Source organism: Staphylococcus sp. FSL W8-0305, assembly GCF_037966415.1.
In the GTDB taxonomy this organism is placed as follows: Bacteria; Bacillota; Bacilli; order Staphylococcales; family Staphylococcaceae; genus Staphylococcus; species Staphylococcus aureus.
Genome location: NZ_CP150198.1, coordinates 38,392 through 57,498, shown reverse-complemented (window position 1 = coordinate 57,498; position 19,107 = coordinate 38,392). Strand labels below are relative to the sequence as shown.

Below are 19,107 nucleotides of genomic sequence, written 5' to 3'. Positions count from 1 at the left end.
CATAATTTTTAAGAGTATTTTAATAATGTAGACTATAATATAAAGCGAGGTGTTGTTAATGTTATTTAAAGAGGCTCAAGCTTTCATAGAAAACATGTATAAAGAGTGTCATTATGAAACGCAAATTATCAATAAACGTTTACATGACATTGAACTAGAAATAAAAGAAACTGGGACATATACACATACAGAAGAAGAACTTATTTATGGTGCTAAAATGGCTTGGCGTAATTCAAATCGTTGCATTGGTCGTTTATTTTGGGATTCGTTAAATGTCATTGATGCAAGAGATGTTACTGACGAAGCATCGTTCTTATCATCAATTAATTATCATATTGCACAGGCTACTAATGAAGGTAAATTAAAGCCGTATATTACTATATATGCTCCAAAGGATGGACCTAAAATTTTCAACAATCAATTAATTCGCTATGCTGGCTATGACAATTGTGGTGATCCTGCTGAAAAAGAAGTTACACGCTTAGCAAATCACTTAGGTTGGAAAGGAAAAGGTACTAATTTTGACGTGTTACCACTGATTTACCAATTACCTAATGAGTCAGTTAAATATTACGAATATCCTACGTCATTAATTAAAGAAGTACCTATTGAACATGATCATTATCCAAAATTAAGAAAATTGAACTTAAAATGGTATGCAGTCCCTATCATTTCCAATATGGACTTAAAAATCGGTGGCATTGTGTATCCAACTGCCCCCTTTAACGGTTGGTATATGGTAACTGAAATTGGCGTACGTAACTTTATTGATGATTACCGTTACAATTTACTAGAAAAAGTTGCAGATGCGTTTGAATTTGATACACTTAAAAATAATTCATTTAATAAAGATCGAGCACTTGTTGAATTGAACTATGCTGTGTATCATTCCTTTAAAAAAGAAGGCGTATCAATTGTCGATCATTTGACCGCTGCAAAGCAATTCGAACTATTCGAACGTAATGAAGCACAACAAGGTCGTCAAGTTACCGGAAAATGGTCTTGGCTAGCACCGCCATTATCTCCAACATTGACGTCAAATTATCATCACGGATATGACAATACAGTAAAAGATCCAAACTTTTTCTATAAAAAGAAAAAATCAAATGCTAACCAGTGCCCTTTCCATCATTAAGTTAGTAGAGGTATAGCATATGCAATTATATTATTTAGGCCCTAAAGGTACATTTTCATATTTGGCTTGTCGTCAGTATTTTTCTGAAAATGAAGCAACTTTTCAACCAAAGTCAAATTTATTTGAAGTCATCAAGTCAGTTGCAGATGATGACACATCGATTGGTGTTGTCCCTATTGAAAATTCTATAGAAGGAACAATCAACATTGTGGCAGATGCACTTGCACAGCAAGATGTCTTTGCACACGGTGAAATACGTTTAGATATTAACTTTGCATTATATGGTAATGGTTCGAACACCATTTCTGATATTAAAAAAGTGTATTCTATTGCACCAGCAATCAGTCAAACAACAAATTACATACATCAACATCAATTTGACTATGATTATGTCGACAGTACAATTCAAAGTTTGACTAAAATTGAAAATGGCGTTGCAGCAATTGCACCTTTAGGTAGTGGTGAAGCTTATGGTTTTACACCTATTGATACACATATTGAAGACTATCCACATAACGTGACACGTTTTTTAGTTATAAAAAATCAGCAGCAATTTGATCAAAATGCGACATCATTGATGTTTTTAATTACACCAATGCATGATAAACCTGGGTTGTTAGCAAGTGTGCTTAATACATTTGCTTTGTTTAATATTAATTTATCCTGGATTGAGTCTCGTCCTTTAAAAACACAATTAGGTATGTATCGATTTTTCGTTCAGGCTGATTCTGCAATTACAACCGATATAAAGAAAGTCATTGCTATTTTAGAAACCTTAGATTTCAAAGTAGAAATGATTGGTGCTTTTAATTAAACTTTATTTTCTAGGTTCTACAATTTAAATAAAATAAAGAGTCAACCAAGGATTAAAATAGGAATCCATCCTTGGTTGACTTTCTTTTGTTTGTATTGTTTTTACACGATGCTACGGTATACGTTTCGTTACCACTCGTTCAAGCAATTGCTAATGTAACATTTTATTTTTCGTTCTAATCTGCAATTACTATTTCAATGGCAGTGGTTGATTTATATCAATACCTAAAACTATAGGCATTATATAATACACGACTAAAATAATAATTATTGCACTGATTAAGTTTACCCAGAATCCTACTGATGCCATTTGTTTGATAGATATTTTACCTGAACCAAAGATAATTGCATTTGGTGGTGTCCCTACTGGTAACATGTATGCACAGTTAGCCGCCATAGCTGCAGGTGCCATAAGTAGTAATGGATGCACTCCAACAGCAACAGATAACGTTGCTAAAATCGGTAAAATCATCGTTGCAGTTGCGGTATTAGATGTCACTTCAGTTAAAAATAGGACAAAGATAGTTATGACGATTACAATAAGAATCGGGCTGACACCATTTAATGATTTCAACTGTTCGCCTAACCATTTTGCTAAACCACTTTCAGAAATACCTTTCGCTAATGCTAAACCGCCACCAAATAAAATTAATACACCCCAAGGGAGCTCTTTTGCAACTTCCCAGTCAATGATACGGCGATGTTTTTCAGTATTTTTAGCTGGAATAATAAATAATAATATTGATATAAAAATAGCAATCGTACCATCTGCAACGGATGACGTAACTTCCCATTTTTTCAGAAGAAACTCTCTTGTAATCCATAATAAGCTGGCAAGTACAAAGATAGTTTGTACTACCTTTTCTTCATACTTCATTTTGCCAAGCTCGTCTAACTTTTGTTTAATTAACGTCTGACCACCAGGTAAATATTTCAAATCATGTCTAAACGCAACATATCTTAAATAGAGCCAAGTAATACCTAACAATACAATGACCGTTGGAATCCCTACAATCATCCATTTAGCAAAACTAATTTCATGTCCAAAATGTTGCATGTATTGTCCTTTTAAAATAATTAGCGGCGGCGTTCCGATAAGTGTACCTAATCCGCCAATCGTACCTGCATAGCCAATTGCTAAAACTAGAGATTTTTCAAACTTTTGAATACTTGTTTGATTCGTATTGGCTTCTTGTAAATCATGTGCTTCCTTAATAATTGCTAAACCAATCGGAATCATGATCATTACAGCTGCAGTGTTCGATACAAACATAGATAAGAATCCTGTTGCCACCATGAATCCAAGTAATATTTTTGAAGTGCTTGCACCAATTAAATTAATAATTGTCAACGCTACTCTCGTATGTAAATTCCATCTTTCCATTGCAATTGCCAAAATAAATCCACCTAAAAACAAAAAGATAATATCATTGCCATATTCGGATGATACTTGTTCTGGTGTAAGTATGTGACCTAATGGTAATAACACAATTGGTAATAAGCTCGTTGCTGCAATAGGAATTGCTTCAGTAATCCACCAAGTCGCAATCCATAAAGTAATCGCTAAGACATAGACGCCTTTCCAAGGTAAGTCTTGTGGATGAAAGAACAATAATGTTAATAGGAAAAGTAATGGACCTAATATTAGTCCAATAAGTTGTCCCGTACTAAACGGTTTCTTTTTCTTTGATTTTGAAAAGAATGTTAAATACCTTTTCGATATCATTGATTGATGTTGATTGAAATAAGCCATAAATTTCCCCCTCATGATGATTATGACAAGCTACTTCAACTCACTATATTAGAGTATAGAAAGTTGTCTATCTTGTATTATCATTACCGTCAAAATACCCCTTTTATCAGATAATTGGGTTTATTATAGCATATTTATACCGTTTTATGAATACGCTTTCAAAAATTATCCAGTAATCTTAATCCTAATGTCATGCGAAACTTTTTACTTTTTTATTTCATCTACATTGATTGTAGTAACTTGAATACCCGCTTCAACAGGACTTAAAAACACTGTATCAATATCTTCCAAATGAATTGATTGAGTCGAATTATTGAATGTATTCCCAACGATTAATACATCTTTATGTTTAACATTATTATAATTACGTACATGTATCGCATCTTTAGACATTGACCCTTTAAATTCATTTCCAATTATATTCATATTTATTCCTGCTTGGGAACCTAAGTCTTTTCCTGTCATCACATCTGCAGCATTTTTACCATCTCTAACTCCTAAATATCTAATACCACCCTCACAGTTAATAAACTTATTATTAATAATGAAAGCATCTTTATACTTCAAGGGAGTTAATGCATAACCTTGTATATCTTCAAATATATTATTTCTAATATTAATATTCTCATAGTAACGATTATGTCTACTTGCATGTGAGCCAATAGCACGATTCCAACTTCCCATTTCGGGCAATTCTGAAGGTCCAAAATAACAATCTTCGATAATGACATTTTTCGTTATCGTACCATCTGTCGTTCCGAATTTTGGAAAAGCACCAGGTACTTGAATGTCTAATTGTATTGCTTCAGAATAAAAACGTTCGCCACTATAGTCTACGAATCCTTCAAATGAACAGTTTTTAATATAGAGTCCATTAATCCCACAAGCATCAATTGCATGACCACTCACTACATTCTTAATGGTTACACCTATTAATTGAATATCTTCAGCATGTCCAATGCACATAGCTGTATTATTATAAGGATACGATACGCCATTCATATCAAACTTGCCGCCTTTAATATGAATATGACTGTGTCCATTATAACCACGATAAAAACCAAAGCGATGACCATTTTTTAATAACGGACCAGAATGACATCGACGTAAAATAGTTTCATTATCCAACAAAAGTGTTGTATTGCCATATATCGTTAATGGTTTGCAAATATCATACGTCCCTTTCGGTATATAAACTGTCGTTGGTTTACATCTTCCATGATTTAACGCACGTTGTATTGCTCGAGTATCTTTAGTTTTGTTTATGCCTGTTAACCCATAATCTTTCATATTGATATACATAAATCGTCATCCTTTGTCTATTTTCTAATTACTTCATATATTAACCAATTATTCAAATTATAATCGTGTTAGGTTGATTTAGCAGATAGTCATAAATCTCGTGATGCCATCTATTAGCATTTTTATATTGAAAACATCAACACTTGATATTAGTTCTAAGTTTGTCACATTTAGTATTCTATTACAGCTATTTTAAAGCTATCGTAAAAACATCTTATAATATTTGTTGATTGCGTGATTTGCTCTTCCAAAAAAGTTGATTAATCTATATACTTAATCTATATTTATATATTAACCATTAGGGTTAAAAAATACTCTAGCATTTATGAATAGATGGGAGTTTATTTTATTATTATATAGGAGAGATGTTGAATGACACATCGCGCACTATTAGTTGTTGACTATTCATATGACTTTATCGCAGACGACGGCTTACTAACATGCGGTAAACCTGGACAAAATATTGAAGATTTTATTGTTTCTCGTATCAATGACTTTAATTATTATCAAGACCATATATTCTTTTTAATGGATTTACATTATTTACATGACATTCATCATCCTGAAAGTAAATTATTCCCACCACACAATATCGTAGATACAAGTGGTAGAGAATTATACGGTAAAGTAGGTAAATTATACGAAACAATTAAAGCGCAACCTAATGTACATTTCATTGATAAAACGCGCTATGATTCGTTCTTTGGTACCCCGCTTGATAGTTTATTGAGAGAAAGAAGTATTAATCAAGTCGAAATCGTTGGTGTATGTACCGACATTTGCGTGTTACATACAGCAATTTCTGCATACAACTTAGGCTATAAAATTTCAGTACCTGCTGAGGGAGTGGCTTCATTTAATCAAAAAGGGCATGAATGGGCACTTGCACATTTCAAAAACTCATTAGGTGCAGAGGTAGAACAACACGTTTAAATCGTGCTAAAATAATTATAAAGAATACAATATACAAGGGAGATATTTGACAATGGCTAAAACATATATTTTCGGACATAAGAATCCAGACACTGATGCAATTTCATCTGCGATTATTATGGCAGAATTTGAACAACTTAGAGGTAATTCAGGAGCCAAAGCATACCGTTTAGGTGATGTGAGTGCAGAAACTCAATTCGCGTTAGATACATTTAATGTACCTGCTCCGGAATTATTAACGGATGATTTAGATGGCCAAGATGTTATCTTAGTTGATCATAACGAATTCCAACAAAGTTCAGATACGATTGCCTCTGCTACAATTAAGCATGTAATTGATCATCACAGAATTGCAAATTTCGAAACTGCTGGTCCTTTATGTTATCGTGCTGAACCAGTTGGTTGTACAGCTACAATTTTATACAAAATGTTTAGAGAACGTGGCTTTGAAATTAAACCTGAAATTGCTGGTTTAATGTTATCAGCAATTATTTCAGATAGCTTACTTTTCAAATCACCAACATGTACACAACAAGATGTTAAAGCAGCTGAAGAATTAAAAGATATTGCTAAAGTTGATATTCAAAAGTACGGCTTAGATATGTTAAAAGCAGGTGCTTCAACAACTGATAAATCAGTTGAATTCTTATTAAACATGGATGCTAAATCATTTACTATGGGTGACTATGTGACTCGTATTGCACAAGTTAATGCTGTTGACCTTGACGAAGTGTTAAATCGTAAAGAAGATTTAGAAAAAGAAATGTTAGCTGTAAGTGCACAAGAAAAATATGACTTATTTGTACTTGTTGTTACTGACATCATTAATAGTGATTCTAAAATTTTAGTTGTAGGTGCTGAAAAAGATAAAGTTGGCGAAGCATTCAATGTTCAATTAGAAGATGACATGGCCTTCTTATCTGGTGTTGTTTCTCGAAAAAAACAAATCGTACCTCAAATCACTGAAGCATTAACAAAATAATACTATATTACTGTCTAATTATAGACATGTTGTATTTAACTAACAGTTCATTAAAGTAGAATTTATTTCACTTTCAATGAACTGTTTTTTTTTACGTTTGACTAATTTACAACCTTTTCAATAGCAGTTTTCATTCCTTTAGCTATCCTAATCCACAGATTAGTGATTTCTATACAATTCCCCTTTTGCCTTTACATTTTCTTGAAATATTTGCGATGTTGAGTATAAATTTTTGTTTTCTTCCTACCTTTTTCGTTATGATTAAAGTTATAAATATTATTATGTACACGATTCATCGCTCTATTTTCAACTTTCAACATATATAATTCGAAAGACCATTTAAAATTAACGGCCACAACATTCAAATCAATTAATCACTTTTTCCAAAATAATCATATAAGGAGGTTCTTTTCATTATGAATATCATTGAGCAAAAATTTTATGACAGTAAAGCTTTTTTCAATACACAACAAACTAAAGATATTAGTTTTAGAAAAGAGCAATTAAAGAAGTTAAGCAAAGCTATTAAATCATACGAGAGCGATATTTTAGAAGCACTATATACAGATTTAGGAAAAAATAAAGTCGAAGCTTACGCTACTGAAATTGGCATAACTTTGAAAAGTATCAAAAATGCCCGTAAGGAACTTAAAAACTGGACTAAAACCAAAAATGTAGACACACCTTTATATTTATTTCCAACAAAAAGCTATATCAAAAAAGAACCTTATGGAACAGTTTTGATCATTGCACCATTTAACTATCCTTTTCAACTAGTGTTCGAACCTTTAATCGGTGCTATTGCAGCAGGTAATACAGCAATTATTAAACCATCTGAGTTGACACCAAATGTTGCACGAGTGATTAAACGATTAATCAATGAAACATTTGATGCAAATTACATTGAAGTTATTGAAGGAGGAATTGAAGAAACGCAAACGTTAATTCACTTACCTTTTGACTATGTCTTCTTTACAGGAAGTGAAAATGTAGGCAAAATCGTTTATCAAGCTGCCAGCGAAAATTTAGTTCCTGTGACATTAGAAATGGGCGGTAAATCTCCAGTCATCGTTGATGAAACAGCGAATATTAAAGTTGCCAGTGAGCGCATTTGTTTTGGGAAATTCACCAATGCCGGCCAAACATGTGTTGCACCAGATTACATTTTAGTACACGAATCTGTAAAAGATGATTTAATCACAGCCCTATCAAAAACGTTGCGTGAATTTTATGGTCAAAATATACAACAAAGTCCAGATTATGGCCGCATTGTAAACCTTAAACATTATCATCGTCTGACGTCATTACTTAACAGTGCACAAATGAATATTGTATTTGGTGGTCATAGTGATGAGGATGAACGTTATATAGAACCAACATTGTTAGATCACGTTACAAATGATTCAGCAATTATGCAAGAAGAAATTTTTGGTCCTATCTTACCGATTTTAACGTATCAGTCATTGGATGAAGCAATAGCCTTTATTCACCAAAGACCAAAACCTTTGAGTTTATATTTATTTAGCGAAGATGAAAATGCTACGCAGCGTGTAATAAACGAGTTATCATTTGGCGGCGGCGCTATTAATGATACATTGATGCACCTAGCGAATCCTAAATTACCATTTGGTGGTGTTGGCGCCTCAGGTATGGGACGCTATCATGGTAAATATTCATTTGACACTTTTACACATGAAAAAAGCTACATTTTCAAATCTACACGATTAGAATCAGGTGTCCATTTACCACCATATAAAGGTAAATTTAAATACATCAAAGCTTTCTTTAAAAATTAATTTTTGAGACAAAAATAAACCATGCTTCCATAATTTGATGTTCTTGAAAACAATAAATTTCAAGGTATACACAAATTTTTTGGAAACATGGTTTTCTTTTTATCATGATTAATTAAAGATTAAAATATGACACATACACCTTCAGATGCTACACGAGTGTTATCACATAGCGTAATTTTACCTGTTTCTTTATTTCTTTCGAAAACAGTTACAACTGAATCTCCTTGCTCATGAGCACAAACTAAAAGGTCATCTGATGAGGCAATATTAAAATCTCTTGGGAATTGACCACCACTTTCAGTAATTGTTACTAGTTCTAAGTGTTGACCATTATCAAGAACTTTAAAAATTGCAATGCTATCATGCCCTCTATTAGATACATATAAGAATTGTTGATCATGAGACAAACGCACTGCTGCAAGTTTAGTATCTCCATCAAAGTTTTCAGGAATTGTTAAATGACGCTCGAGCTCTTCAAATTTACCGTCATTATATTCTGCAACACTCACAGTATTGGATAATTCGTGTACGACATAAGCAAATTTTCCATTATCATGAAATTCAATATGTCTTGTCCCATCACTATCTTTAAATAAAGATTCTTTATAAAATTCAAACCCGTTGTCATCAAATTTATAAGTAACGATACGATCAGCACCTAAATCTGTTACTGCAACGTACTTACCATCTGGAGTTTGATTAATATAATGTGCGTGTGGATGATCTTGTCTTTCATGTGTACCTGTTGGAAAATCATGCGCAAGTTCTTGAATTAGACGTATAATTTCACCTGTGTGCGTGTTTAATTCATACATACGTATGATGCCAGCTCCATATACCGCTTCAAATAAATATCGTTTATCTTCTGAAATCGATACATAACAACCTGTACCAGCTTTTGAAGACAAACATTTATTTAATAAATGCAATTCACCATTGTCATCAATTTTCAAACTCGCAACACCGCATTGTTCTCCTTCTTTGTTGATTCCATATAAAACTTCGTTATTACGCACCAAATATGTAGACGCTTCTAATTCAAATCCTGTTTCTAATAAATCAATACGTGACTGATTTTCGTTTAATTCAAAACGATAAATCCCTTTACCATTCTTTTTAGTGTAAGAACCAATATATCCATTTGTCATTACTTTTACCCCTCCATGTTAGTCTTATTTTCATTTTATTAAATTTTAGCTAGAATTAACAATCATTTATCATTTCCTTAAAGCTAAAACTGTTTAACTACTTTAAAAGAACTATTTGCTGGTGATGTGTCATTATTCGATTTTAATTAATCCCTCTTTTTTACTTACCCGAGCATTAATTATTAACGCGTTTATGCTTCCACAAAATTTTTGTTGCAAAATAGAACACATGTTCGTATAATGTAATTATCAGATTGGGGTGAATTAAGGATGACAAGTTATGAAGAAGAAACTGATTATCGTAACGTTCCAAGAGAATTACTAGATAACAATATACCTATGGGAAGAGGCATGATTAAATGGGCTCCATTTATTATATGTACTAATCTCATAAAAAATCTAATTTAATAGGGTTCAAACATAATTTATATATGTATTATGTTTGAACCCTATATCTATTTATTTTTTACTAATATCATTTAAAATGTCTCGCAATTCTTCAATTTCTTTGTTATTTAATTCTTCATTTTTCGCAAAATTAAGCACTAAACTTTTCATATCCCCTCCATACAATTTATTAAGAAAGGTTTTAGCAGTTTTCATTTTAATATCATCTTCTTTAATAATTGATGAGTAAAAATAAATATTATTATATTTATATCGTTTTATAATCTCTTTTTTATATAGTCTTGTAATTAATGTTCTAATCGTCTTATCGCTAACTTCTTTATTTTTTTGAATCTCAACTACAATTTCATTAGCTGATACTGATTTTTTATTCCATATTATATTCATAACATCCCATTCAGCCATAGATATTTCAACTTGCTTATTGGCCATTTAAAACACCCATTTCTTTTAATATTTTTTCATTTATTAATTTAGCATTTTCACCAGAGGCTTTTTCATCTGATAAATGTGTAGAAAAATAATACTTATCATGATTTGTAATTACGTAACCTACAAACCACCCATTATTATATTTCCCGTTTACTATACCTGTACCTGTTTTCCCATACAATTCATAATTTTCATTTTTTCTAATCAATAACGAAGAAGATAATTGTTTCTTTTCATTTTTACTAAAATGGTTATTTTGTTCCATCATATTTTTTAAAACTATTACTTGTTCAAGATTAGATATTTTCAAACTATCTTCCAACCAATAGGCTTTATAACTTCCCAAATTTTTATTACCATAATTTAATTGCTTGAGTTGATCAGAAGTATAGTTCTTTGATAATTGATTACTAATACGTTCGAAGTACCAATTAACTGAGTTTTGTATTGCCGTATTTAAATCTTGATCCTTATTCCAAGAATCGAAAGGATAATGATTATGATTCCATGACATACGTGAATTTTTATCACTTATAATATGACGGTCAAGTCCAAACAGTGCTAAATAAATTTTGTAAGTTGAATCAGGAGAATATCTTTTTCTACTTTCTTTTTCATTATAAATATAGTATTTGTCTTTCTTCATGCTGTACATAACGAAAGATCCACTATTTGAACCAAAATTTTTACTTTCATCTAAAATTTGGTAATCGCTTTGTAAGGGCTTTTTATAATTATAATCAGTTAAGGATTGCCCCATTAAAAACTGGCTTTGAATTATCATGATAAAAAAAGTAAAAATACAAATAAAAATTAGAATTAATTTTGACTGCTTCTTCAGATTGCCTTCTTTTATATTAATTAATCTTCTTTTGAGTAATGATTTTTTACCATTAAATGAATGGCTTAATATATTTTTGTTGAAAAATGAGGTTTTTAATACGGAATCCATAATAGCTTCCGCATAAGACTTAAATTCATTTTTGTTAATATTATTAAGGACAAATCTATCGGCTTCTACTTCATTGTCATGAATCATCTTTCTTTTTACAATTTGTATTAGTGGATTATAACTCATAGCAATAGAAAAAATATGAAAGATAATTAAATGCAAAGTATCTCTGTTTTTAGCATGAGCATACTCGTGCAATATTATATATTTTAGTTTTTTGTCATTTATACTTTTAAAATATAAACTGGGAATCAAAATAATATATTTTCCATACCAAAAAGTTATTGGAGAATGAATAGATTCTGCTTTTCGAATCACAATATTTCTTTTATATTGATGATTGAAAAGTATCTTGTTTATTTTATCTTTTTCTTTTTCATTTAGATAAAGTGACTGTTTCTTTAAATACTTAAGATATAATAAAGAATTTAAAAATTTAAAACTTAAAATAATAACTAAAACTATCCAAATAACTGTGCAGATATTATCTATTGAATCCCAATTAAACTTATGGATGTCTGTTGTAAACTCATGAACAGGTTTAGTGGTATTTATGTTAGGATTCAAATTGTGTGAATTACTTTCAACTGTGGGCTCTTGATTATTCAAATTATTAAATTTAAAAAAAGAGAATTTAATAGGGATGAAAGGAATTAATCCTGCAAGAAGAGTTAGATACCAAACTTTATAATTTAACATATAATTAAAATAGCGTTTTAATATGTACCTAAAAAATAATAACAATAGAAATATAAAACAAAAGCTTACTATGCTCATTATTAATAACTTAGCCATTTCAACACCTTCTTTCAAATATTTATAATAAACTATTGACGCGAATATTACAATTGTAATATTATTGATTTATAGAAATTACAACTGTAATATTGGAGGGTATATTTTGAAAAAGTTAATACTTTTAATTGCAATTGCTTTAGTTTTAAGTGCATGTAATTCAACCAGTTCACATGCTAAAGAGTTAAATAATTTAGAAAAGAAATATAATGCTAATATTGGTGTCTATGCATTAGATACTAAAAGTGGTAAGGAAGTAAAATTTAATGCCGATAAGAGATTTGCCTATGCTTCAACTTCAAAAGCGATAAATAGTGCTATTTTGTTAGAACAAGTATCTTATAATAAGTTAAATAAAAAAGTACATATTAACAAAGATGATATAGTTGCTTATTCTCCTATTTTAGAAAAATATGTAGGAAAAGATATCACTTTAAAAGAACTTATTGAGGCTTCAATGAAGTATAGTGATAATACAGCAAACAACAAAATTATAAACGAAATCGGTGGAATCAAAAAAATTAAAAAACGTTTAAAAAAATTGGGAGATAAAGTAACAAATCCAGTTAGATATGAAATAGAATTAAATTACTATTCACCAAAGAGCAAAAAAGATACTTCAACGCCTGCTGCTTTCGGCAAGACTTTAAATAAACTTATCGCAAATGGAAAATTAAGCAAAAAAAATAAAAATTTCTTACTTGATTTAATGTTAAATAATAAAAACGGAGACACTTTAATTAAAGATGGTGTTCCAAAAGACTATAAGGTTGCTGATAAAAGTGGTCAAGCAATAACATATGCTTCTAGAAATGATGTAGCTTTTATTTATCCTAAGAACCAATCTGAACCTATTATTTTAGTCATTTTTACGAATAAAGACAATAAAAGTGATAAACCTAATGATAAATTGATAAGTGAAACCGCCAAGAATGTAATAAACAAATTTTAATAGTCTAAATGTACTACAAAAACTGATATAATTCTATCTTTCATAAAACTTCATAATATCGAAGAACATATATATTATTTATAATTATATATGTTCTATTTTTTTATGTTCACATTTTTTAAAAGAGAAAATATTATTAACATACCAAACATCATAATTCCAGTTACTATAATTATAAATGCTCGATAATCTTACTCAACTTTTCCATATAGAAAATAACTTATTTTAAATTAATTAATTAATCACATTAAAAAATTATATAATCCTTGCCAAAAAAGAACATACGTTCTACAATGATGATGAGGTGGTAAACATGATTCCAAATCCTAATGCGCCAGATGAATATAAATATGAAACTGATTATAGAAAAATACCAAGAAAATATTTAAACCCTAAAATCCCTCAAGGGCGTGGAAAAATCAAATGGCAAGCTTTTGCGACTCTCCCGCAACAGTTTGAAATTTTAGAACAAATTATAAAGGATCAAAATAAAATAGAAAAACCATTGCTAACACATGATTCATTAGATAATTTAGATCAGATTTTTCAAATAAAAATTCAAAATGATGAGTTATGTACAATCTCATATTGGGAAGACGGTAACATTTCAAAATATACAGGAAAAATTTTAAAAAAGGATGAAATTAGTAATACATTTTCCTTTTCTGATACTAACAATAATATATATAATTTAAATAATGCTAACGTTTGTAGTATCACTTAACACTATTTAAACTTTTAAAAAGTTTAAATAGTGTTCTTATAATTACCTTTTTCGAAATACTTCTAGCAAAATCATTATAAGTATCATACTGATATTAAATATATTATTTTTATCACTGAAAAAAATTTCTACTACTTGGAAAATTGATAAAAGACTTATTATTAACAAAAGTTTATTTAATTTTTCGCTTCTTTCTTCTTCCTTATATGACTGCTCCAATTCAATTAGTGATAATTCTTCTTTGTTTAATTCTTCAATATATTGTGGAGATTTAAAATCATTATTATTCTTTAGATACAAATATAAATATAAACTAGGTAAAAGCTCTGTTCTATAAATAATTGCAATAGATCTCTTGAAATTTAGTATCCATTGTCTAAAATATAGGGCTTCTTTTTTTCCATTTAAATTATATTGTTGATACCCATACAATTGTAATTCATTTAACATAGTTTCTAAGAAAAAGAAATTAGCAGAACTATTGAAATAAAGTGCCATTTGAGAACATTTTTCTAAAACATCTCCTTCTTGCTCATCCATCCAAACTACAAAAACAGATGCTTTATTCAAGAAGTTTATATAATTATCGCTATAACCATCTTGCCTAAAATGTTTACTTTTTCCTTCAAATGAAAAAATAGGCGCATTTACTAACCACTCTTGAATCTTCACGTCCTCATAGAAAGGATCATCAGTAAATTCATTTTCATTAGCTAAATAATAAACTTCAAAACCCATATTTTTAGATACTTTATATTCAAAAATATCCTTACTATTAATTTTTATAATTCTATTAATTTGTCTAGAAACATCTCTAATATTTTTACAATGTCTATTACCATACAATTGATACTGTCTTTGTCTATTATTTTTTTCTTGATTAATTAGAGGATATATCTTATCTTTTACACATGAGAAAGTACTATACAAGTCGCTTCCAAAGTTTATACTCTCTAAGTCTTCAATGATTTCTATAACAAATGTACCATTGTTAAATATAGTTAAGGTTAAAAAAATAAATTCAAAGTGTTCTCATGAGTAATTTCAATATGTGGAGTGAATATATATTTTTTATATTTGTATCCATGTATATTATTTTGATCAAACAATCCATCATTAATATTTGCATTAGTAGCAAATTTTTCTAAAAATTTTTCTAGTTTTTCGTGATATTCTTTTGTATGTCTTTTATATCTTCCAGGTAAAATCCAATAATCATAATTTACCGGGGGGTTGTCAGGAGATAAAATGCGTATAACTCCTTTTACATTCAATAGAATTTCCTCAATTTTTTCAAACCAAGGGTTCATGTTATTATCTTTTATATTTATAGCAGTAGCATATTGATATGTTACTTTATAGCCTTGTAATTTATTAATATCTTCTAGAATCTTTTCAATTTTATTGTCCATTATTTTAAATATCCTCATATAGCCTAGAATATAAAACGCTAATTTCTTCTTTCAACATTTTTTTCTCTTTTTCTAAAGAATTTACTTTTCTTTTTAAAGAGGAGATTAACGCATCTTTACCGTCATTTTTATTTTTATGAACAAATATTTCTCTGTTTTGTTCACGTAACTTCTCTATTTTCTTTCGAATTTTATTATTTTTATATAATGTAGCTTTCGAAACTTTTGAATGTTTAGAAACGATGTTAAAGTTAATTTCTTTATTTTTTTGAACTAAATCATTTATTGCTTTATCAACTTTTTTCTCGGTTTTAACTTTTCGTTCTGCATGCAACTGTTTTAATTGTTCTTGTCTATTAAATTTTTCCATCTTAACCTCTATACTTTTATTCTATTACTTCTCCCGAATATAATGTTTCCATCTTTTATATTACCTAGTATTTCTTCATATTTATTTAATATATTTATATGCTTTTCAACCATATCTTGTCTATTATTATTTTTAGCTAATTCTATAGATTTGACCGTTGATTTGATATGTAATTCATATTTTTCAACATCTAAATCAGAAAATCCAATAGCTAAATCCTTACATGGTTTCCCAGAATTACAAGTCAGGCATGGCGGAGCTTCCATGTATGGACAATCACCACTCAATCTAGCATGACAAGTGCCATAAGGATTGTCCATTGCGTTTAATTTATGTTCTTGCCATAAAGAATTCAATTCTTTTTCAGATAGTTCACTACTATGCTGTATATTTTTAATTTTACCGTCAACATCAAAACTAAAAGCTCCTTGATCAATAACTGATTCAAAAGCCTTTCTCTTTGTATCATCAAGTAACTTAGCATATCTTAGAGTCATTTCTGGTGAGGAGTGTGCTAATAATTCTTGTATCGTTAATATATCTGCTCCACCATTTAACAATTTTACTGCATAGGTATGTCTAAATTGATGAGTTTTGAAATGGAAGATTTCTCCTTGTTCATCAATAATATTTTTAGTCTTTGATAAATGATTTAAGTGTGCTCTGACCATATGTTGTGTAAAGGGCATTCCCTTTCTTTTTCCTTTATAAATAGCAAAAATATAATTATTAGGATTATTATCTTTTGTACTTTTACTTTTAGAATCGGCTATTAAAACTGCTATTATATCAGCTAATTTATTATCAATTGGTATTCTATGTCCTTTAACAAAAGTTTTAGCAATATCTGTGATTATTGAATACTTTCCATTAACTTTTGCAAGGCAATTATTTTGTAATGTCAATACATCAGAAATTCTTAATCCTGTTTTAAAAGCTATCCAAACTACAGGTATTAAATCTTTATGCAAATCATTTATATGCTCAAAAAGCTGTTCCAATACAAAATCTGGGATATAATCAATTTGGCTACTATTTTTCTTTTCGTGTTTAGGTAAGTCTTGAGGATAAATTAAAAATCGTATATCTTGGTACGGTGCTATAGCATAGTTTTGAGTTATAATATCGTTTAAGAACCTTCTAATTGTTTTTAATTCTTCTCTCACAAAATTCTTAGTACTTTGCAAATTTTTATTAGCTGCATATTCAAACAAAAATTCTATATATGCTTCGATATGACATCTATCTAGTTCATTTAAACTATTCCTTGTTTCTTTATTTTTAGATATATTTTGAAAAAACCTAGTTAAAACTCTTATATAAAACCTTGCTGTAGCAAATGCTATATCACCAGTTATCAAACGATTTTTTAAATATTTTTTTGCTAATTCTCGCATTTTAATTGACTCAATTTTTTCAAAGTTTAAATAATTGCCAGTTAGTGTTTTATTATAACTCAATCCATATTTTTCTAAATTTCTAATATCCCATTTATCTTTTTCCCATTCTTCTCGCTTATCAATGAACTTAATTAGATTAATGTACATATTCTTTAAAAAAGAAGCCAGTCCGCTTTTGTATTCATAATCACCAAAAACTATTGTTGATGATCTTCTTTTTATTGGTATATTATTTTCAGTCAGCCAATTAAACCAGTGCTTTTCTAATGTATTTATATCACAATCAAGTAAAGAATTTAAATTTGGATAAACTTCATTAAAGAACTTAGCAATCTTATTAAGCTTTACTGCTCCAGTATTAAATAAATTAGATAAGGACCAATCCTCTTTAACTATCAGTTTCAAAAAAAGGTATTTAAATTCTAAATTCAAATTTTTACTTTTAATCCTAAAGAAAACATTTTTTCTTTTGTCTCTATAGTTCTTGATACTATCTTGAAATTGCTTGAATTTGTTAAAAGCTGTAATGTGCCACTCATCATTTTAAAAAAAGTAATCATCATATATTTCAGTTATTAAAACCTCTCCTTTTATATTGATGGTTCTACTTTGTAATGTACATAATTCATTAATCATAGTACTGTTTGTAGGTAAATTAATTGGTATTGACATAGTCATTCCCCTTTATTAAAAACTTGAAATTGATGCTTTACTTTATTCCAATCTTCACGTATATCTTCTTCAGTGGGATGAACATATAAATTAATAGTCGTTTGTATATTACTATGACCAAGTCTGTCTTGAACTTGTTTTATATCCTTAGTTTCATTATAAAAAACAGTTGCATGTGTATGGCGAAATAAATGAGGATGAACATTTATAGATGTTTTATGTTTTAGCCTTTTAAATAATGAATATATATCACTATAATTCATAGCTTCTCCTACATTTCTCCCCTTTATTTTTACAAAAAGATAATCAGAACATATTGAAAGTTCGTCAATTATTTCGTAGACATAATCATCGTATAAATCAATTAACGATTGGGAAATAAATATTTTTCTTTCCCCAGTTTTCAAATAAGTACCATTATCATTAAATCTATTTTTCAAAACTATTTGATGGCCTTTTCTAAAGTCAAATTTAATATCATCAATACGTAATGATAATACCTCACCTATACGTAATCCGGTTTCATATAGTAATTGTATTAAGAATTTATCTCTAATATTATTAGCTTCCTCTAATAATTTCTTAACCTCCGCATTAGTTAACACTTCTATTTTTTTCTTTGGTTCTTTAACTTTCAAAATATTTTTCAACGTTCTATAGTCCTTATTTATGTGATGCATGAAACTTTTATATTTTTTAGAGTATTTACTTTCCATATGCATAAAATCATAGAAATTAACATCTAATTTTTTACTCCTATAGAGATAATCATAAAAATTAGATACTACAGTCATAGTCAGATTAATTGTCTTAGGACTAATGCTTTTTTCTTTTCGGTGATAAGAGAGGACATTCTCATATTCAAAAGGTGTTTTCATCCATCTTATAAAATCAACAAAGTTATCAAAACTAACTTCTTTATAGCATATCTTTTTACTTTCTAAGTAAACAAAAAATTTTTTTAGTGCATAAGCATAGGTTTTCTTGGTATTTAAACTTTTCTTAACACTATCCAGATACTTCAAATATCTTACTGCATCTACTATAGGTTCATTATTACCATCTAAAATCATAAAATTGGTACCATTCTTAGATTTTACTTCTACTATTTTCATAATAATCTCATTT

At 29.3% G+C, this 19,107-nt stretch carries 16 protein-coding genes and 3 pseudogenes; 9 read left to right on the top strand and 10 right to left on the bottom strand.

Features of this window, described 5'->3' with window-relative positions; genetic code table 11:
• Positions 1-58 precede the first annotated feature (58 nt).
• From NST10_RS00335 to NST10_RS00325, 3 genes are all read left to right on the top strand, one after another.
• Positions 59-1,135 carry a nitric oxide synthase oxygenase gene (locus tag NST10_RS00335; protein ID WP_000897633.1) on the top strand — a complete coding sequence of 359 codons (1,077 nt, stop codon included), beginning with the start codon at positions 59-61 and terminating at the stop codon, positions 1,133-1,135.
• A 19-nt stretch (positions 1,136-1,154) separates the two neighbouring features.
• Positions 1,155-1,949 (top strand): prephenate dehydratase, encoded by a 795-nt coding sequence (locus NST10_RS00330; RefSeq protein ID WP_001177832.1) that lies wholly within the window; start codon positions 1,155-1,157, stop codon positions 1,947-1,949.
• A gap of 71 nt (positions 1,950-2,020) precedes the next feature.
• Positions 2,021-2,128, top strand: a complete 108-nt coding sequence (locus NST10_RS00325; protein WP_031788442.1) for a hypothetical protein — start codon at positions 2,021-2,023, stop codon at positions 2,126-2,128.
• Positions 2,129-2,138: 10 nt separating this feature from the next.
• Here the strand turns inward: NST10_RS00325 and NST10_RS00320 are convergent, their stop codons facing one another.
• On the bottom strand, positions 2,139-3,701 hold the full coding sequence (locus tag NST10_RS00320) for an SLC13 family permease (protein ID WP_000323171.1): 1,563 nt from the start codon (positions 3,699-3,701) through the stop codon (positions 2,139-2,141).
• Between the two features lie 204 nt (positions 3,702-3,905).
• Complete coding sequence (locus NST10_RS00315) at positions 3,906-5,003, bottom strand: glycosyl hydrolase family 28-related protein (RefSeq protein WP_000275719.1); 1,098 nt, start codon at positions 5,001-5,003, stop codon at positions 3,906-3,908.
• A gap of 372 nt (positions 5,004-5,375) precedes the next feature.
• Here NST10_RS00315 and NST10_RS00310 point away from each other — a divergent pair, with 372 nt between their 5' ends.
• Both NST10_RS00310 and NST10_RS00305 read left to right on the top strand, forming a co-directional pair.
• On the top strand, positions 5,376-5,936 hold the full coding sequence (locus NST10_RS00310) for an isochorismatase family cysteine hydrolase (RefSeq protein ID WP_000149686.1): 561 nt from the start codon (positions 5,376-5,378) through the stop codon (positions 5,934-5,936).
• A 52-nt stretch (positions 5,937-5,988) separates the two neighbouring features.
• Positions 5,989-6,918, top strand: coding sequence for a manganese-dependent inorganic pyrophosphatase (locus NST10_RS00305; RefSeq protein ID WP_001140871.1), 930 nt, complete (start codon positions 5,989-5,991; stop codon positions 6,916-6,918).
• 191 nt (positions 6,919-7,109) lie between these two features.
• Here NST10_RS00305 and NST10_RS00300 read toward each other — a convergent pair whose 3' ends face one another.
• The gene (locus NST10_RS00300; RefSeq protein ID WP_001790680.1) at positions 7,110-7,283 is read right to left on the bottom strand and encodes a hypothetical protein; all 174 of its coding nucleotides are present in this window, start codon (positions 7,281-7,283) and stop codon (positions 7,110-7,112) included.
• A gap of 51 nt (positions 7,284-7,334) precedes the next feature.
• Here NST10_RS00300 and NST10_RS00295 point away from each other — a divergent pair, with 51 nt between their 5' ends.
• Positions 7,335-8,714 (top strand): aldehyde dehydrogenase, encoded by a 1,380-nt coding sequence (locus tag NST10_RS00295; protein WP_001021224.1) that lies wholly within the window; start codon positions 7,335-7,337, stop codon positions 8,712-8,714.
• 119 nt (positions 8,715-8,833) lie between these two features.
• Here NST10_RS00295 and NST10_RS00290 read toward each other — a convergent pair whose 3' ends face one another.
• A complete protein-coding gene (locus tag NST10_RS00290; RefSeq protein WP_000181322.1) occupies positions 8,834-9,862 on the bottom strand; it encodes a beta-propeller fold lactonase family protein in 1,029 nt (342 codons plus the stop codon).
• Between the two features lie 270 nt (positions 9,863-10,132).
• Between NST10_RS00290 and NST10_RS00285 the strand changes: the two are divergent.
• Positions 10,133-10,234, top strand: a pseudogene (locus NST10_RS00285) (hypothetical protein); the annotation flags it as partial.
• An 87-nt stretch (positions 10,235-10,321) separates the two neighbouring features.
• On the opposite strand, the gene blaI reads toward NST10_RS00285, so the two are convergent.
• Both blaI and blaR1 read right to left on the bottom strand, forming a co-directional pair.
• Positions 10,322-10,702, bottom strand: a complete 381-nt coding sequence (gene blaI, locus NST10_RS00280; protein ID WP_001284658.1) for a penicillinase repressor BlaI — start codon at positions 10,700-10,702, stop codon at positions 10,322-10,324.
• The gene (gene blaR1 / locus NST10_RS00275) at positions 10,692-12,449 is read right to left on the bottom strand and encodes a beta-lactam sensor/signal transducer BlaR1 (protein WP_002485867.1); all 1,758 of its coding nucleotides are present in this window, start codon (positions 12,447-12,449) and stop codon (positions 10,692-10,694) included. The genes blaI and blaR1 overlap by 11 nt, the downstream gene beginning before the upstream one ends.
• Positions 12,450-12,555: 106 nt before the next feature.
• Between blaR1 and blaZ the strand changes: the two genes are divergently transcribed.
• Positions 12,556-13,401: a penicillin-hydrolyzing class A beta-lactamase BlaZ gene (gene blaZ, locus NST10_RS00270; RefSeq protein ID WP_002485875.1), complete on the top strand. Its 846-nt coding sequence runs from the start codon at positions 12,556-12,558 to the stop codon at positions 13,399-13,401.
• 313 nt (positions 13,402-13,714) lie between these two features.
• Positions 13,715-14,125: a YolD-like family protein gene (locus NST10_RS00265; protein ID WP_000612779.1), complete on the top strand. Its 411-nt coding sequence runs from the start codon at positions 13,715-13,717 to the stop codon at positions 14,123-14,125.
• A 42-nt stretch (positions 14,126-14,167) separates the two neighbouring features.
• On the opposite strand, the pseudogene NST10_RS00260 reads toward NST10_RS00265, so the two are convergent.
• The 4 genes and pseudogenes from NST10_RS00260 to NST10_RS00245 all read right to left on the bottom strand — a co-directional run bounded on the left by NST10_RS00260 (position 14,168) and on the right by NST10_RS00245 (position 19,094).
• Positions 14,168-15,537: pseudogene (locus NST10_RS00260) on the bottom strand (hypothetical protein).
• Between the two features lie 4 nt (positions 15,538-15,541).
• Positions 15,542-15,907, bottom strand: a complete 366-nt coding sequence (locus NST10_RS00255) for a DUF6262 family protein (RefSeq protein ID WP_000410574.1) — start codon at positions 15,905-15,907, stop codon at positions 15,542-15,544.
• An 8-nt stretch (positions 15,908-15,915) separates the two neighbouring features.
• Positions 15,916-17,979: pseudogene (locus tag NST10_RS00250) on the bottom strand (tyrosine-type recombinase/integrase).
• Positions 17,980-17,981: 2 nt separating this feature from the next.
• Entirely contained in the window at positions 17,982-19,094 is a 1,113-nt protein-coding gene (locus NST10_RS00245; RefSeq protein ID WP_002485872.1) for a tyrosine-type recombinase/integrase, read from the bottom strand.
• Positions 19,095-19,107 lie beyond the last annotated feature (13 nt).

What these genes read in the sequence shown, in the direction of transcription:
- NST10_RS00335 (WP_000897633.1), top strand. Translation starts at nt 59, where the DNA reads ATGTTATTTAAAGAGGCTCAAGCTTTCATAGAAAACATGTATAAAGAG.
- NST10_RS00330 (WP_001177832.1), top strand. Translation starts at nt 1,155, where the DNA reads ATGCAATTATATTATTTAGGCCCTAAAGGTACATTTTCATATTTGGCT.
- NST10_RS00320 (WP_000323171.1), bottom strand. Translation starts at nt 3,701, where the DNA reads ATGGCTTATTTCAATCAACATCAATCAATGATATCGAAAAGGTATTTA.
- NST10_RS00315 (WP_000275719.1), bottom strand. Translation starts at nt 5,003, where the DNA reads ATGTATATCAATATGAAAGATTATGGGTTAACAGGCATAAACAAAACT.
- NST10_RS00310 (WP_000149686.1), top strand. Translation starts at nt 5,376, where the DNA reads ATGACACATCGCGCACTATTAGTTGTTGACTATTCATATGACTTTATC.
- NST10_RS00305 (WP_001140871.1), top strand. Translation starts at nt 5,989, where the DNA reads ATGGCTAAAACATATATTTTCGGACATAAGAATCCAGACACTGATGCA.
- NST10_RS00295 (WP_001021224.1), top strand. Translation starts at nt 7,335, where the DNA reads ATGAATATCATTGAGCAAAAATTTTATGACAGTAAAGCTTTTTTCAAT.
- NST10_RS00290 (WP_000181322.1), bottom strand. Translation starts at nt 9,862, where the DNA reads ATGACAAATGGATATATTGGTTCTTACACTAAAAAGAATGGTAAAGGG.
- blaI (WP_001284658.1), bottom strand. Translation starts at nt 10,702, where the DNA reads ATGGCCAATAAGCAAGTTGAAATATCTATGGCTGAATGGGATGTTATG.
- blaR1 (WP_002485867.1), bottom strand. Translation starts at nt 12,449, where the DNA reads ATGGCTAAGTTATTAATAATGAGCATAGTAAGCTTTTGTTTTATATTT.
- NST10_RS00265 (WP_000612779.1), top strand. Translation starts at nt 13,715, where the DNA reads ATGATTCCAAATCCTAATGCGCCAGATGAATATAAATATGAAACTGAT.
- NST10_RS00255 (WP_000410574.1), bottom strand. Translation starts at nt 15,907, where the DNA reads ATGGAAAAATTTAATAGACAAGAACAATTAAAACAGTTGCATGCAGAA.
- NST10_RS00245 (WP_002485872.1), bottom strand. Translation starts at nt 19,094, where the DNA reads ATGAAAATAGTAGAAGTAAAATCTAAGAATGGTACCAATTTTATGATT.